This is a genomic window from Terrabacter sp. Ter38 (genome assembly GCF_024519435.1).
In the GTDB taxonomy this organism is placed as follows: domain Bacteria; phylum Actinomycetota; class Actinomycetes; order Actinomycetales; family Dermatophilaceae; genus Terrabacter.
In genome coordinates this window covers 751151-767287 of the sequence record NZ_JALJRZ010000001.1, presented here as the reverse complement: position 1 = coordinate 767287, position 16137 = coordinate 751151, and the positions used below count along the sequence as shown (strand labels likewise).

The 16137-nt window shown below is 70.8% G+C and carries 10 protein-coding genes; 3 read left to right on the top strand and 7 right to left on the bottom strand.

The genetic code is table 11. The annotated features are described in order from the left end of the window. Nucleotides 1–28 precede the first annotated feature (28 nt). Genes NR112_RS03535 through NR112_RS03510 form a run of 6 tightly spaced genes read right to left on the bottom strand, consistent with a single transcriptional unit; the run spans nucleotide 29 to nucleotide 9588 of the window. Complete coding sequence (locus NR112_RS03535) at nucleotides 29–514, bottom strand: hypothetical protein (protein ID WP_256792586.1); 486 nt, start codon at nucleotides 512–514, stop codon at nucleotides 29–31. Then, nucleotides 511–2157 carry a phosphoglucomutase (alpha-D-glucose-1,6-bisphosphate-dependent) gene (gene pgm / locus NR112_RS03530; protein ID WP_256792585.1) on the bottom strand — a complete coding sequence of 549 codons (1647 nt, stop codon included), beginning with the start codon at nucleotides 2155–2157 and terminating at the stop codon, nucleotides 511–513. Before pgm ends, NR112_RS03535 begins: the two co-directional genes overlap by 4 nt. Further along, entirely contained in the window at nucleotides 2154–4436 is a 2283-nt protein-coding gene (gene glgB, locus NR112_RS03525; protein WP_256792584.1) for a 1,4-alpha-glucan branching protein GlgB, read from the bottom strand. The genes pgm and glgB overlap by 4 nt, the downstream gene beginning before the upstream one ends. Beyond that, a complete protein-coding gene (locus NR112_RS03520) occupies nucleotides 4433–5860 on the bottom strand; it encodes an aminoglycoside phosphotransferase (RefSeq protein ID WP_256792583.1) in 1428 nt (475 codons plus the stop codon). The genes glgB and NR112_RS03520 overlap by 4 nt, the downstream gene beginning before the upstream one ends. Continuing rightward, on the bottom strand, nucleotides 5860–7566 hold the full coding sequence (treS, locus tag NR112_RS03515; RefSeq protein ID WP_256792582.1) for a maltose alpha-D-glucosyltransferase: 1707 nt from the start codon (nucleotides 7564–7566) through the stop codon (nucleotides 5860–5862). The genes NR112_RS03520 and treS overlap by 1 nt, the downstream gene beginning before the upstream one ends. A gap of 3 nt (nucleotides 7567–7569) precedes the next feature. Then, nucleotides 7570–9588, bottom strand: a complete 2019-nt coding sequence (locus tag NR112_RS03510; protein WP_256792849.1) for an alpha-1,4-glucan--maltose-1-phosphate maltosyltransferase — start codon at nucleotides 9586–9588, stop codon at nucleotides 7570–7572. Nucleotides 9589–9896: 308 nt separating this feature from the next. On the opposite strand from NR112_RS03510, the gene glgP reads away from it, so the two are divergent. Next, nucleotides 9897–12485 carry an alpha-glucan family phosphorylase gene (gene glgP, locus NR112_RS03505; RefSeq protein WP_256792581.1) on the top strand — a complete coding sequence of 863 codons (2589 nt, stop codon included), beginning with the start codon at nucleotides 9897–9899 and terminating at the stop codon, nucleotides 12483–12485. An 84-nt stretch (nucleotides 12486–12569) separates the two neighbouring features. On the opposite strand, the gene glgX is transcribed toward glgP, so the two are convergent. Then, nucleotides 12570–14711 carry a glycogen debranching protein GlgX gene (gene glgX, locus NR112_RS03500; protein ID WP_256792580.1) on the bottom strand — a complete coding sequence of 714 codons (2142 nt, stop codon included), beginning with the start codon at nucleotides 14709–14711 and terminating at the stop codon, nucleotides 12570–12572. A gap of 78 nt (nucleotides 14712–14789) precedes the next feature. On the opposite strand from glgX, the gene NR112_RS03495 reads away from it, so the two are divergent. Together NR112_RS03495 and NR112_RS03490 are read left to right on the top strand one after the other, a co-directional pair. After that, nucleotides 14790–15296 carry a YbjN domain-containing protein gene (locus NR112_RS03495; protein ID WP_256792579.1) on the top strand — a complete coding sequence of 169 codons (507 nt, stop codon included), beginning with the start codon at nucleotides 14790–14792 and terminating at the stop codon, nucleotides 15294–15296. Further along, nucleotides 15296–16075 (top strand): enoyl-CoA hydratase/isomerase family protein, encoded by a 780-nt coding sequence (locus NR112_RS03490; RefSeq protein WP_256792578.1) that lies wholly within the window; start codon nucleotides 15296–15298, stop codon nucleotides 16073–16075. The genes NR112_RS03495 and NR112_RS03490 overlap by 1 nt, the downstream gene beginning before the upstream one ends. Nucleotides 16076–16137: the final 62 nt, after the last annotated feature.

Genomic DNA, 16137 nt, shown 5'->3' with positions numbered 1-16137 from the left:
GTCGGCGGGCGGTTGCGCGCCGTCGGCGTCAGGTGGCCGACGTGACGACGAGGGCGTCGGCCAGCCGGCTGACCACGTCGTCGGCCGTGGCCTCGACCGGGTCCGTGCCGTCGACCCACAGGCCCCAGTGCGGGGTCGCGGGGTCGGCGCCGTCTCGGACGACGACCACGTGGACCGGCTCCGGCTCGACGAGGTCGAGGAAGTCCTCGAGCCGGTCACCGAGCGCGTCCTCGGCGACGACCGCGTCGAGGCCCTCGAGCTGGTAGGTCTCGGCGACGGCCAGGGCCGCCGACCAGCGCAGCAGCCGCCTCCGCAGCTGTTCGGACGTCGGTGGCTCGTCCCACCCGGGGACGGCGCCGCTCGTGACGGCCGCCTCGAGTGCCGCGCCGTCGACGACGACCGCCCGCTGGAGACGGGCAGCGACGGCTGAGGCGAGGACGGCCCGGGCCGGGGCCCGGGCCGCCGTCACGAGCACCAGTCGGCCCCGCGGACCAGGGTCGTCGAGCTCGCTCATCCGCCGAGGGCCGCCGACACGACGTCCTTGGCCTCGGCCTGGACGCGGGCGAGGTGCTCGGCGCCCTGGAAGGACTCGGCGTAGATCTTGTAGACGTCCTCGGTGCCGGACGGCCGTGCGGCGAACCACGCGCTCTCGGTCGTCACCTTGAGGCCGCCGATCTTCGCGGCGTTGCCCGGGGCCTCGGTCAGCTTGCCGGTGATCGGCTCTCCCGCAAGGGACTGCGCCGTCACGTCGCTGGGGGAGAGGGCGCCGAGCTTGGCCTTGTCCTCACGCGACGCCGCCGCGTCGATGCGGGCGTATGCCGGGTCGCCGTGTCGCGCGGTCAGCTCGGCGTAGTGCTGGCTGGGCGTCCTGCCGGTCGCGGCGAGGATCTCGGACGCCAGGAGGGCGAGCAGGATGCCGTCCTTGTCGGTCGACCAGACCGTGCCGTCCTGGCGCAGGAAGCTCGCCCCGGCGGACTCCTCCCCGCCGAACCCGACCGAGCCGTCGAGCAGTCCGGGCACGAACCACTTGAAGCCCACGGGGACCTCGAGGAGCGTGCGGCCGAGGTCGGAGGCGACCCGGTCGATCATCGACGAGGACACGAGGGTCTTGCCGATGGCGGTGCTCTCGGGCCAACCCGGTCGGGCGCCGCCGTAGAGGTACTGGATGGCGACGGCGAGGTAGTGGTTGGGGTTCATCAGGCCGGCGTCGGGCGTGACGATGCCGTGCCGGTCGGCGTCGGCGTCGTTGCCCGTCGAGATGTCGTAGGCGTCCTTGGCGTGGATGAGCGAGGCCATCGCCGACGGCGAGCTGCAGTCCATCCGGATCTTGCCGTCCCAGTCGAGGGTCATGAAGGCCCACTGCGGGTCGACGCGCGGGTTGACGACCGTGAGGTCGAGCCCGTGACGCTCGCCGATCTCGCCCCAGTAGGCGACGGACGCGCCGCCCAGCGGGTCGGCTCCGATGCGCACGCCGGCCTCCCGGACGCGGGCGAGGTCGACGACGTTCGGCAGGTCGTCGACGTAGGTGCCCATGAAGTCGTAGGAGCCGGCCTCGCTGCGCGCCTGCTCGAAGGCGACGCGGCGGACCTCGCGCATGCCATCGCGGATGAGGTCGTTGGCGCGCTCGGCGATGACCGACGTCGCGTCGGTGTCGGCCGGTCCACCGTGCGGCGGGTTGTACTTGAAGCCGCCGTCGGCCGGGGGGTTGTGGGACGGCGTGACGACGATGCCGTCCGCCAGCCCGGGGGCCCCGGAGTTCTTGCCGCGGTTGGCGCGGAGGATGGCGTGCGAGACCGCCGGGGTCGGGGTGAACCCGTCCCGGTCGTCGACGAGCACCTGCACACCGTTGGCCACGAGCACCTCGAGCGCCGAGCGCCACGCGGGCTCGGACAGGGCATGCGTGTCGCGGCCGATGAAGAGAGGCCCGTCGAAGCCTTGCGAGACGCGGTAGTCGACGATGGCCTGGGTCGTGGCGAGGATGTGGTCCTCGTTGAACGCCGTGCGCAGGCTCGACCCGCGATGGCCCGACGTGCCGAACGCGACCTGCTGGTCGGGGTCGTCGACGTCGGGGTGCCGGTCGTAGTACGCCCCGACGAGGGCGTCGACGTCGACGAGGTCCTCGGCCTGTGCGGGCTGACCGGCGCGCGGGTGGGTCATGAGGGGTCTCCGTTCGGGTTCGGGCCGGCGTCGCTGCTCGCGACGGTCCCGGCCACGACGGCCGGGACGGAGGGCTCGTCGACGGGCACGAGCCAGATGGTCGACAGGCGCGGGACCGTGAGGTCGGCGGCATACGGCTGCTGGTGCCAGGCCTCCTCGCGCGCCTCGACGACGATGCCGGTGCTGCTCGGGGCATCCGGGTGGTAGCCGGCCGTGTCGAGGACGACCGTCCACCGCCCGCCGCGCGGCAGGCCGATGCGGTAGGACTGCTGCGTCTCGCCGCTGAAGTTCATGACGCACGCCACGACGGGGGCATCGGTCGCCCGGTCGCCCGTGCCGAAGCGCAGCCACGAGAACGTGTTGTGGGCTGCGTCGTCGGCCTCGAGCCACTCGAAGCCCGAGCGGTCGGCGTCGAGCTCCCACAGCGCCCGGTTGCCCCGGTAGATGCCGTTGAGGTCCTTGACGAGGTTGTGGACGCGGTAGTGCAGCGGCTGCTCGAGCAACCACCAGTCGAGGCTGCGTCCCTCGGACCACTCGGACTCCTGGCCGAACTCGCAGCCCATGAAGAGCAGCTGCTTGCCGGGGTGGCACCAGAGGTAGGCGAGGAAGGCGCGGAGGGTCGCGACCTGCTCCTCGCGCGGGCCGCGCGACTTGCGCAGCAGCGAGCCCTTGCCGTGGACGACCTCGTCGTGGCTGATCGGCAGCACGAAGTTCTCGTCGAAGGCGTACATGAGCGAGAAGGTGAGCTTGCCGTGGTGGTAGCTGCGGTAGATGGGCTCCTCGCCGAGGTACTTCAGCGAGTCGTTCATCCAGCCCATGTTCCACTTGAAGCCGAAACCGAGGCCGCCCTCGTTGGTCGGCTTCGTGACGCCCGGCCACGTCGTCGACTCCTCGGCGATCGTGACGATCCCGCCGACGCGCTTGTAGGCGGTGCCGTTCGTCTCCTTGAGCAGCTCGACCGCCTCGAGGTTCTCGCGCCCGCCGTCCTTGTTGGGCACCCAGGCACCGGCGTCGCGGGCGTAGTCGAGGTAGAGCATCGAGGCGACGCCGTCGACGCGTAGGCCGTCGAGGTGGAACTCCTCGAGCCAGTAGATGGCGTTGGCGACGAGGAAGTTGCGCACCTCGGGCCGGCCGTAGTCGAAGATGTTGGAGCCCCACTCGGGATGCCAGCCCTTGCGGGGGTCCGGGTGCTCGTAGAGCGGCAGGCCGTCGAAGCGAGCCAGGGCCCACTCGTCGGTGGCGAAGTGCCCGGGCACCCAGTCGAGCAGGACCCCGATGCCGGCCCGGTGAAGCTCGTCGACGAGGAAGCGGAAGTCGTCGGGGCTTCCCCAGCGTGAGCTCGGGGCGTAGTAGCCGGTCACGTGGTAGCCCCACGACGGGACGTACGGGTGCTCCATGACGGGCAGGAACTCGACGTGCGTGAAGCCGAGGTCGCGCACGTAGTTGACGAGGTGCTCGGCGAGACCGCGGTAGCCGAGCTCCTGGCGCCACGAGCCGAGGTGGACCTCGTAGATGCTCATCGGACCCTGGTGGGCGTTTCCCGTGCGGCGGCGCTCCATCCAGTCGTCGTCGCGCCAGTCGTAGTGGGTCTCGGTGACGATGGCCGCCTGTTTGGGCGCGACCTCCGTCATCCGCGCCATGGGGTCGCTCTTGAGCCGGACGAGCTCGTCGGGGCCGCGCACGGCGAACTGGTAGTTCATCCCCTCCTGGGCGCCGGGCAGGAAGAGCTCCCAGATGCCGCTCTCGCCGAGCGCCCGCATCGGGTGCGAGCGGCGGTCCCAGTCGTTGAAGTCCCCGATGACGTGGACGGCGCGTGCGCGTGGGGCCCACACCGCGAAGGACACGCCCCACACGTCCCCGAGGGGACCCGGGTAGTGGCGCACGTGCGCGCCCAGGACGGTCCACAGCTGCTCGTGGCGCCCCTCGTTGATGAGATGGCGGTCGATCTCTCCGAGGGTCGGGGCGAAGCGGTAGGGGTCGTCCTGCTCGTGCTCGACGCCGTCGCCGTACTCGACGAGGAGGCGGTAGTCGTGGGTCGTGCCGAAGTCGGGCGAGGTCATCGACCAGATGCCGTCGCGGACGTGCTGCAGCTCGACCCGCTCACCCGAGTCGAGCCGGGCGCCGACCCGGGTGGCGAAGGGGCGGTAGGCGGTGATCGTCAGTCCGCCGGGCCCGACGTGGTGGCCGAGCAGGTCGTGCGGCTGGCCGTTGCGGCCCTGGAGGAAGGCCGTGATGGCGGCGTCGTCGAGGGAGGGACCGTGGGCGGTCTCGGTAGTCATGGCGTGCCTTCCTCGGTGGTGAGTCGCTCGACGGCGCCGAGCGGGATCGGCAGCCACGAGGGCCGGTTGCGGGCCTCGTAGACCACCTCGTAGAGCGCCTTGTCGAGCTCGAGCGCGCGGGTCAGTGCCTGCGCGTCGGCGTCGGGCGCCCCTGCGACGGAGGCGTACCCGTCGAGGAAGGCAGCCCGGCAGGCCGCCGCCCAGGCAGTCGCGTCGACCGGTGACTCGGCCAGCGCCACGGAGCCCGCGGCGTAGTCGAAGGAGCGCAGCATCCCCGCGACGTCGCGCGCCGTGAGATCGGGGAGTACGCGTTCGGCGAGCGGGCGCAGTGGCTCGCCCTCGAAGTCCAGGGCCACCCACCCGCGCTCGGGCACGTCGAGCACCTGGCCGAGGTGGTAGTCGCCGTGGATCCGCTGCAGCGACGGCCAGTGCACGTCGCGCACGGACGCGACGACGCGTTCGACGGCGGCCGAGCGGGAGGCGAGGTCGGGCACGAGCGCCAAGGCGGCGGCATACCTCTGGCGCATCGACGTGACGACGGCCTCTCGCGCCTCGGGCGTCACCTCGTGGGTGCCGAGGGCGTGCGCGAGCGCCGTGTGGATCTGCGCGGTGACGACGCCGAGGTCACGGGCACGGTCGGTGAAGTCCGTGCCCGACGCAGCGGCGACGAGCGCGACCCGCCACGCGTCCTCGACCCCGGGGATGAACTCCTGCGCGAAGGCGAGGTGGCCGTGCATCGTCGCGCCGTCGCCCGGGGCGTCCCAGGCCCCCGACAGGTGGCCGATGGCCGTCGGGACGCGGTCCGAGCCCTCCTGGGTCAGCGCGGACTGGACGACGACGTCGGGGTTGTCGCCGTCCTGCAGGGTGCGGAAGACCTTGACGATGACGGGCTCGGCCGGGCCGCCGTGAGGAGCGGTCATGCGGCAGATGACCGACGTGTTGGACTGTTCGCCGCTGAGCACGGTCGACGACGACACCGACCCCTCGGCGTGTCCGGTCGAGGAGCCCCTGGCGAGCGCGTTGCTGCCGACCGAGGCCTGCGCGTCGTCGGAGACGCCACCGCCGAGGATCGTGGCCATGAGCTGGCTGACGTAGACCGGGTCGTGCGGTCCGTCGTAGACCCACCGCGTGCCGAGGACGCTGTGCTCCATCGTGCCGAGCAGCGCGTGCTCGGCGCCCTCGAGCGGGGCCGGGCGGTAGGTCAGGGGCACCTGGTAGACGACGGCCGGAGCCACGGCCTCGTCGGCGAGCAGCAGCGTCTCGCAGCCCACCTCGCCCTCGGGATCCTCGAAGCGGAACCCGCCGACACGGCGCAGCTGTGGCACGTGGCCCTTGCCGTGGTACCACCGCTGGTGCGGCATCCACTCGGTGACCATCTCGGTCTTGGTCGGCACGATCGTCGCGCCCTGGTGCACGATGGCCATCAGCCGCGGTCCTCCCCGCCCCGCAGGCGGAGCCAGAAGAAGTCCCGGGAGCCGAGCGTCAGGGTGACGCGGCCGTCGCTCGCCACCCACGGGAAGCCGCTGCCGCCGAAGAGGTCGATGAGCTCACGTCCGGCGAGCTCCTCCGGGAGCTGGATCGTCGCGGCCTGGGGCCGGCTCGAGAGGTTGTTGACGCAGAGCACGGCCTCGCCGGGCTCGTTGCCGTCGGCCTCCATCGTGCGGGTGAAGGCGAGGATGGCCTCGTTGTCGGCCTCGACGATCGTGAAGTCGCCGAGCCCGAAGACGGGGTGGCGCCCACGGATCTGGAGCATGCCGCGTACCCAGTGCAGGAGCGAGGCCGAGGACGCCATCTGCGCCTCGACGTTGATGTTGTTGTAGTGGTAGACGAGGCTGCTGATGACGGGCAGGTAGAGCTTGCCCGGGTCGACGCTCGAGAAGCCGGCGTTGCGGTCGGGGGTCCACTGCATCGGTGTCCGCACCGCGTCGCGGTCGGTGAGCCAGATGTTGTCGCCCATGCCGATCTCGTCGCCGTAGTAGAGGCACGGCGACCCCGGGAGCGAGAGGATCAGCGCGTGGATGAGCTCGATCTCGGGCCGTGAGTTGTCGAGGAGGGGAGCGAGGCGGCGGCGGATGCCGACGTTGGCACGCATACGGGGGTCGGGGGCGTACCAGCCGTACATCGCGGCGCGCTCCTCGGGCGTCACCATCTCGAGCGTCAGCTCGTCGTGGTTGCGCAGGAAGGTGCCCCACTGGGTGCCCGACGGGATGGCCGGCGTGTCCGCGAGCACGTCGATGATCGGGGCGGCGGTCTCCTCGCGGAGCGAGTAATAGAGCCGGGGCATGACCGGGAAGTGGAAGCACATCTGGCACTCCGGCGCCTCCTCGGTGCCGAAGTAGTCGACGACCTCGGCGGGCGGCTGGTTGGCCTCCGCGAGCAGGATCCGGCCGGGGTACTCGGCGTCGACCATGGCGCGCAGCCTGGCGAGGAACTCGTGCGTCCGCGGGAGGTTCTCGCAGTTGGTGCCCTCCTCCTCGAAGAGGTAGGGGACCGCGTCGAGACGGAAGCCGTCGATGCCGAGGTCCATCCAGAAGCGCACGATGTCGAACATCGCCTCCTGCACGGCCTCGTTCTCGAAGTTGAGGTCGGGCTGGTGGCTGAAGAAGCGGTGCCAGAAGAACTGCCGGCGCACCGGGTCGAAGGTCCAGTTCGACACCTCGGTGTCGACGAAGATGATGCGCGCGTCGTCGTAGCCGTCGTCGGTGTCGGACCAGACGTAGAAGTCGCCGTAGGGGCCGTCGGGCTCGGCACGGCTCGCCTGGAACCACGGGTGCTGGTCACTCGTGTGGTTCATGACGAAGTCGGTGACGATGCGGATGCCTCGGGCGTGGGCCTGCGAGACGAGCTCGGTGAACTCCGGCAGCGTGCCGAACTCGGGCAGGACGGCCTTGTAGTCGGCGATGTCGTAGCCGCCGTCGCGCAGCGGCGACGCGTAGAAGGGCGGCAGCCAGAGGCAGTCGACCCCGAGCCACTGGAGGTAGTCGAGCCGGTTGATGAGACCGGTGAAGTCACCGGCGCCGGAGCCCTTCGAGTCGGCGAAGGCGCGGACGAGCACCTCGTAGAAGACTGCCTTCTTGAACCACTGCGGGTCGTGCTTGAGGCCGGGCTGGGACAGGTTGAGGCCCTGCATGCGTCAGTGGCTCCTCACGTGGATGATGTGGACGGGTTCGGAGTCGGGACCGAGCCGCACGAAGTTGTCCTGGCGCCACTCCCACGTCTGGTTCGTGATGTGGTCGTGTGCGTCGAACGTCGACCACGTGGCCATACCCAGTGCCTCCATGTCGAGGTGCACCCACGTCTCACGCGTGGCGTGCGGGTCGAGGTTGGCGATGACGAGGACGGTGTCGCGCTCGCCCGTGGCCCGGTCGACGACACGGGACTTGCTGAAGACCATGACGTTCTCGTCGTCGGCGGCGTGGAAGCGCAGGTTGCGCAGCCAGTGCAGCGCGGGGTGCCAGGAGCGGATGTCGTTGAGCCGCTTGAGGTACCAGGCGAGCGAGCGGCTCTCGAGGGGCCCGCCCGGCTCGTAGAGGTACCACTGGCGGTCCTTGTACTCGTACTTCTCGTTGTCGAGCTGTTCCTCGGCCCCCGGACGGGCCACGTGCTCCATCAGCTCGTAGCCGGCGTAGATGCCGTACGTCGGGGCCATCGTCGCGGCGACCGCGGCGCGCAGCTTCCACGCGGTGGGGCCGCCGTACTGCATGTATGGGGTGAGGATGTCGTGCGTCGTCGGCCAGAAGGCCGGGCGCATGTACGCCGACCCGGTGTCCTCGCCCGCGAGCTCGGTGCCGTACTCCTCGAGCTCCCACTTCGCGTTGCGCCACGCGTAGTAGGTGTAGCTCTGCTGGAAGCCGGCCTTGGCGAGGTGGTGCATCATCGCCGGCTTGGTGAAGGCCTCGGACAGCCAGATGGTGTCGGGGTGGTTCTGTGCGACATCGGCGATCAGCCACTGCCAGAAGGCGACCGGCTTCGTGTGGGGGTTGTCGACGCGGAAGATGCGCACCCCGTGGTCGAGCCACACCTGGATGACCCGGCGTACCTCGGCGTAGGACCCGGCCGGGTCGTTGTCGAAGTTGAGCGGGTAGATGTCCTGGTACTTCTTCGGCGGGTTCTCGGCGTAGGCGATGGTGCCGTCGGCCCGCGTCGTGAAGAGGTCGGGGTGGGTCTGGACCCACGGGTGGTCGGGGGAGGCCTGCAACGCGATGTCGAGAGCCACCTCCATGCCGAGCCGTCGCGTCTCGGCGACGAAGTGGTCGAAGTCCTCGAACGTGCCGAGGTCGGGGTGGATCGCGTCGTGGCCGCCGTCGGGCGACCCGATGGCATAAGGGGATCCCGGGTCGCCGGGCTGGGCCGCGAGCGAGTTGTTGCGGCCCTTGCGGGCCGTCGTCCCGATCGGGTGGATCGGCGTCAGGTAGACGACGTCGAAGCCCATGTCGGCGATGGCGGGCAGCCGCTCGGCGGCGGACCTGAACGTTCCCGAGACCCACTCGCCGGTCTTCTCGTCGCGGTGGGCGCCCTCGGACCGGGGGAAGATCTCGTACCAGGCGCCGTAGAGCGCGCGCTCGCGCTCGACGAGCAGGGAGTATGCCGGTGAGGCCGACACGAACTCCCGCAGCGGCACGAGGGCGGCGAGGCCGGCGATCTCCGGTGACGTCGCCGCGCCGAAGCGGTGCGCGGCCGGGGTCCGGTTGTCGCCCAGGGCGACGACACCCTTGTCGATCTCGGAGGCGTCGACGCCGAGGCCGCGGACGGCCGTGGCGAAACGCTCGAGCACGCGGACGCCCTCGGCGCACATGAGGTCCTCGTCGACGCCGGCGGCGATCTTGATGCCGGCGTCGTGCACCCACGTCGCGTACGGGTCGGACCAGCCCTCGACGCGGTAGGTCCACCAACCCTCGCGGTCGGCGACGACGGTGGCGGCCCACTCGGACAGGCCGGGGTTGACGCTGTGCATGGCGAAGTAGTGGTCGGTGCCGTCAGGGTCGGTGAGCACTGCGGTCGCGTTGACCGCGTCGTGGCCCTCGCGGAAGACCTTGGCCCGGACGGTGAACTCCTCGCCGACGACCGACTTCGCCGGGCGCGTGCCGCCGTCGACGAGAGGGCGGACGTCGCTCACGGGGATGCGGCCCATCGGGAGCGCGCCACCCGGCATGCCCTCGACGGTCGGCGGCGCGCTCACGGGGTGGTCGGGGGCGAGGTGGACGGCTCCTGCCTCGGTGTCGTCGACGAACGCGGTGTCTGCGGTCGGGGTGGCATCGTCGCGTCGTGGAGCTGGGGGAGCGGCGCTGCGCACGCGGTTCGGCTTGCTGGAACGGGGCTTCTTCGCTGAGCCAGTCACGTGATCGACCGTATCGAAGTTGCAGCGTTTGGCCCATGACGCGCCGAGGCCCCGTCCGATGGGTGAAACCCCGCTGCAAGGGTTGCAAGAAGCCGTCATCGCGACCCCTATGCTGTCCCCTTGTGAAGGCCATCCGTCGCTTCAGCGTCCGTACCGTCCTGCCGAGCCGCATCGAGGGACTCGGCGTCCTCGCGAGCAACCTGCGCTGGTCCTGGCACCCGCCGACCCGCGACCTGTTCGAGAGCATCAGCGCCCGCAAGTGGGCCCAGGCCGGTGAGGACCCCGTCAAGCTCCTCTCCCGCCTGTCCTCCGACGAGCTGGCCTCCCTGGCCGCCGACGACGAGTTCGTCGGCAGTGTCGTGGCCGCCAACGAGGACCTGCACCACTACCTCTCCGACGAACGCTGGTACCAGTCGTGGAGCCGCGAGCAGGAGGCCGCCGGCAAGGCCGCCCCGGCCGCGATCGCGTACTTCAGCCCGGAGTTCGGCATCACGTCCGTGCTGCCGCAGTACTCCGGCGGCCTCGGCATCCTGGCCGGCGACCACCTCAAGACCGCGTCGGACCTCGGTGTGCCGATCGTCGGCGTCGGGCTCTTCTACAAGACCGGCTACTTCAAGCAGTCGCTCAACCGCGACGGGTGGCAGGTCGAGACCTACCCCGTCCTCGACCCCGACGGTCTCCCGCTGTCGCTGCTGCGCGAGGAGGACGGCACGCCTGCCGTCGTCACCGTGAGCCTGCCCGCGGGCCGCCAGCTGCACGCCCACGTCTGGAAGGCGCAGGTCGGCCGCGTGCCCCTGCTGCTGCTCGACTCCGACGTGCCCGGCAACGACGAGCAGACCCGCAAGGTCACCGAGTCGCTCTACGGCGGCGGCGGCGACACCCGCCTCGAGCAGGAGCTGCTCCTCGGCATCGGTGGTGTCCGCGCCCTGCGTCTGTGGTCCCGCCTGTCCGGCGACCCGACGCCGGAGGTCTACCACACCAACGAGGGCCACGCCGGCTTCCTCGGCGTCGAGCGCATCACCGAGCTGGTCCGCGACCACGGCCTGACCTTCGACGAGGCCCTCGAGGCCGTGCGCGCCGCGACGGTCTTCACGACCCACACGCCCGTGCCCGCCGGCATCGACCGCTTCGACGCCGCGAAGATCAACCTCTTCTTCGGCGGCGCCAACGCCATCCCCGGAGTGCCGGTCGAGCGCCTGCTCGCCCTCGGCGCCGAGGACTACGAGGGTGGCCAGCCGGGCATCTTCAACATGGCCGTCATGGGCCTGCGTCTCGCGCAGCGCGCCAACGGCGTGTCCCAGCTGCACGGCGTCGTGAGCCGCGAGATGTTCGACGGACTGTGGCCGGGCTTCGACGACGTCGAGGTCCCGATCTCGAGCATCACCAACGGTGTCCACGCCCCGACCTGGGTCGACCGGGCCGTCTACGACGTGGCCCGCAAGCACCTCGGCACCACCGACATCTCCGGCGAGAACGCCTGGGAACGCATCGACGAGGTGCCCGCAGACGCCGTGTGGTCGACCAAGCGCGTGATGCGCGAGAAGCTCGTCGCCGACGCGCGGCGTCGCGTCAAGGCCTCGTGGCAGAAGCGTGGCGCGAGCGACGCCGAGCTCGGCTGGGTCGAGGACATCCTCGACCCCGACGTGCTGACGATCGGCTTCGCCAGGCGCGTCCCGACGTACAAGCGCCTCACCCTGATGCTGCGCGACCCCGAGCGGCTCAAGCGCCTCCTGCTCCACCCGGAGCGCCCGGTGCAGCTCGTCATCGCCGGCAAGTCGCACCCGGCCGACGAGACCGGCAAGCGCCTCATCCAGGAGATGGTCCGCTTCGCCGACGACCCCGAGGTGCGTCACCGCATCGTCTTCCTGCCCAACTACGACATCGCGATGGCCCAGCACCTCTACCCGGGCTGCGACGTCTGGCTCAACAACCCGCTGCGCCCGTTCGAGGCGTGCGGCACGTCGGGCATGAAGGCGGCTCTCAACGGTGGCCTCAACCTCTCGATCCTCGACGGGTGGTGGGACGAGTGGTTCGACGGTCGCAACGGCTGGGCGATCCCGACCGCCGACGGCGTCGAGGACGCCGACCGGCGTGACGACATCGAGGCCTCGGCGCTCTACGACCTCATCGAGAACGACGTCGCCGCGAAGTTCTACGACCGGGACGCCGCGGGTCTGCCGCAGGGCTGGATCGCCATGATGACCCACACCCTCAAGACGCTCGGTCCGAAGGTGCTCGCGAGCCGCATGGTGCAGGACTACACGGAGCAGCTCTACAGCCCCGCCGCCGGAGCCGGGCGCTCGGTGTCCGGGTCGGAGTTCGCCGGCGCCAAGGACCTCGCCACCTACAAGACGAAGATCCGCACGGCCTGGCCCAAGGTCAAGGTCGAGCACGTCGAGTCCTCGGGCCTGTCGGACTCGCCGCAGATCGGCGACGTCCTCGACCTGCGCGCCTACGTCGCCCTCGACGGGCTCACCCCCGACGACGTCGAGGTGCAGCTCGTCCACGGACACGTCAACGACGTCGACGAGCTGTGGGGCATGGAGGTCGCCCCGCTCACCCTCGTCGAGTCCTACGCCGACGGCCGGCACCAGTTCGCCGGCTCGCAGCCGCTGCGCCGCACCGGGTCGTTCGGCTACAGCGTCCGCGTCGTCCCGAAGCACCCCGGCCTCGCCGGGCCGGCCGAGCTGGGACTCGCGCGCAACGCCTGAGGCTCGTTGACGAGAGCCCGGACCCCGCGTGGGGTCCGGGCTCTCGTCGTCCGAGGACGTATGCCGTGTGCCGGGGTCTCGACGTCAGTCGGCGGTCGAGCGCCAGACACGCATCGATGCGGCACCCATCATGACGGGGACGCCCGCGTCGACGGCATCCGACGGGGGAGCGGGCCGCTCCTCGGCGCTGTCCCAGAGCAGCTCGTAGGCCGCCGCTCCGGGCGCCGTCGGCAGGGTGACCTCGACCGGGTGCGCCGAGCCGTTGACGACGATGAGCACCGACCGCTGGGAGAGGCGCGCACCGTCGTAGAGGCCCTGCAGGACGTGGGCGGCAGGGCCGTCCCAGCGATCGCCCATGGGGTGTCCGTCGGCCGCGAACCACCCGAGGTCGGTCGAGCCATCCGCATGGATCTGCCTGCCGGAGAAGAACGCCCGTTGCCGGAGCACGGGGTGTTCGTGCCGCAGTCGGACGAGGTGCCGCGTCGTGTCGAGGAGGTCGGCCTGCCATGGCTCGAGGTCCCAGGACATCCAGCTGATCTCGTTGTCCTGGGAGTAGGGGTTGTTGTTGCCGCGCTGGCTCCGTCCCAGCTCGTCACCGGCGTTGAGCATGGGCACGCCGGTCGACAGCAGGAGCGTGCCGAGCAGGTTGCGGATCGAGCGGCGCCGCGCGGTCGTGATGGCGCAGTCGTCGGTGCGGCCCTCCACGCCGTGGTTCCACGACCGGTTGTCGTTGGAGCCGTCGGCGCCGCTGTGGCCGTTCGCACCGTTGTGCTTCGTGTCGTAGGTCGTCAGGTCGGCGAGCGTGAAGCCGTCGTGAGCTGTCACGAAGTTGACGGAGGCGATGGTGCCGCGGTCGTGTCGGTCGAAGAGGTCCTGCGACCCGGCCAGGCGGGTGGCCAGCTCGCGGACGCCGTGGCCGACCCCTCCTAACGCGGAGGCGGCGAGGTCGCGCAGCCAGAAGGTCCGGGTCGTGTCGCGGTAGCGGTCGTTCCACTCCGAGAACGGCGGCGGGAACTGCCCGGTGCGCCAGCCGTGGATGCCGAGGTCCCACGGCTCGGCCACGAGCTTGGCGCGGGACAGGACGGGGTCGGTGCGCAGGGCCACGAGGAACGGGTGGTCGCGGTCGAAGCCGTCGTCCTTGCCGCGGCCGAGGGCGACGGCGAGGTCGAAGCGGAAGCCGTCGACGTGGCACTCCTGCACCCAGTAGCGCAGCGAGTCGAGGACCATCCGGGCGACGACGGGGTGCGTCAGGTCGAGGGTGTTGCCGCACCCGGTGACGTCGATGTCGCGGCCCCGACCGTCGACGCGGTAGTACGCCCGCTGGTCGAGCCCGCGCCACGAGAGCGTCATCCCCTCGCGGGCGTTCTCGGCCGTGTGGTTGTAGACGACGTCGAGAAGGACCTCGATACCGGCCGCGTGGAGGTCCTTGACCATCGTCTTGAACTCGTCGAGGGCGCCCTGCGGGTCTGCCGTCGACGCGTAGGCGGCGTGCGGGGAGAAGAACCCGAGCGTGTTGTAGCCCCAGTGGTTCGTCAGCTCGCGGAGCACCAGGTCGGGCTCGTGCGTGAAGGTGTGCACCGGCAGGAGCTCGACGGCCGTGACACCCAGCCCGAGCAGGTGGTCGACGAACGCGGGGTGGGCGAGGCCGGCATACGTCCCCCTGAGCTCCTCGGGGACGCCCGGGTGCAGCCGGGTGGCGTTCTTGACGTGGACCTCGTAGATGATCGACTCGGTGAGTGAGCGTCGTGGGAACTCGTCTGCGCCCCAGTCGAACTCGTCCTCGACGATGACGCAGCGGGGCATGTGTGGCGCTGAGTCGCGGTCGTCACGCACCCAGAGGTCACCGTGTAGGTCCGGGCCGACGCGGTGGGCGTAGACGGCCGGGTCGAGCCGGACGCCGCCCTCGACGGCACGGGCGTAGGGGTCGAGGAGCAGCTTGGCAGGGTTGTGCAGCAGGGACCGGTCGGGGTCCCAGTCGCCGTCGACGCGGAAGGCGTAGCGCTGGCCCGCCCCGACCCCCGGCACGGTGTCGAACCACGTGCCGTGCGCCCGGTGCCGCAGCGGCACCCGTCGCTCGGTCTCGGCGCCGTCGGCGTCGGTGTCGAAGAGGCACACCTCGACGGCCCGGGCATGGCCGGCGTAGACGGAGAACTGGGCTCCTTCGGCGGTGAGCCGGACCCCGTGCTCGGGAGGCAGGTCTGGCGTCGCGGGAGAGGGCGGGCACATGTGTCCGAGCGTAGGGGGTGGCCGATCGCACCCCCGGGCCGGATCGACCTCGCCGCGCAGGCTCGTTACGGTTGGCGCATGACCGATCCGACTTCGCTGCCCAACTTCATGCCGAGCGCCCCCGACGCCGGCCCCAACGGCGCCTCCGTCAGTGACGCGCCCGTGCGCGACCGCATCCTCGACGTGCTGAAGGGCCTCGGCATCGAGGCGAGCATCGACGGCGACGGCGACCTCGAGTTCGCCATCGTCGACGACCAGGGCACGAGCACGACCCTCTTCGCCCGCGTCGCCGAGGGCGACCTCGCCCTCGTCCGCTTCTTCGGCCAGTGGCAGCTGGCCGAGCCCGTCTCGCCTGATCGCAACGAGCGCCTCGCCCGCTGCAACGACCTGACGATGCAGCTCAACATCGTCAAGCTCTCGCTCGTCCAGGAGAGCCTCGTCGTCTCGGCCGAGCACGTCGTGACCCCCAACGCCGACCTCGACATCCTCGTGCCGCTGTCGGTCAACCACATCCTCCAGAGCGTCGGCTTCTTCTTCCAGTCCTGGCTGCCGATGGACGACGCGCCCGCTCCCGGCGACGCCTGATGGGCGAGTTCGTCCGGCTCGAGGTCGAGGACGGCGTCGGCACGATCCGTCTCGACCGGCCGAAGATGAACGCCCTCAACGTCCAGGTCCAGGAGGAGATCCGCGAGGCCGCCGCCGAGGCGACCGCGCGCACCGACGTCAAGGCGGTCATCGTCTACGGCGGTGAGCGGGTCTTCGCCGCTGGCGCGGACATCAAGGAGATGCAGACGATGTCGTACACCGACATGGTCGAGCGCTCCGGTCCGCTCATGAGCTCGATCAGCGCCGTGGCGCGCATCCCGAAGCCGGTCATCGCCGCGATCACGGGGTATGCGCTCGGTGGCGGCTGCGAGCTGGCGCTCGCGTGCGACTTCCGTGTCGTCGCCGACGACGCCAAGCTCGGCCAGCCCGAGATCCTCCTCGGCATCATCCCGGGGGCCGGCGGCACGCAGCGCCTCTCGCGTCTCGTCGGAGCCTCGCGCGCCAAGGAGATCATCTTCAGCGGCCGCTTCGTCGACGCCCGGGAGGCGCTCGCCATCGGCCTCGCCGACAAGGTCGTGCCGGCCGCCGACGTCTACACCGCTTCTCGGGAGTGGGCGTCGACCTTCGTCGGTGCCGCGTCGTATGCCGTCCGCGCCGCCAAGGAGGCCATCGACCGTGGTCTCGAGGTCGACCTCGAGACCGGGCTCGAGATCGAGCGGCTGCTCTTCGCCTCGCTCTTCGCGACGAAGGACCGGGAGATCGGCATGTCCTCGTTCGTCGAGCACGGTCCCGGCAAGGCGCAGTTCGAGGGTCGATGACCCTCACCCGCACGCCGCCCGAGGCGGGCCCGCGGCGCCCGTGCCGGTGGGTCCGCCTCGGG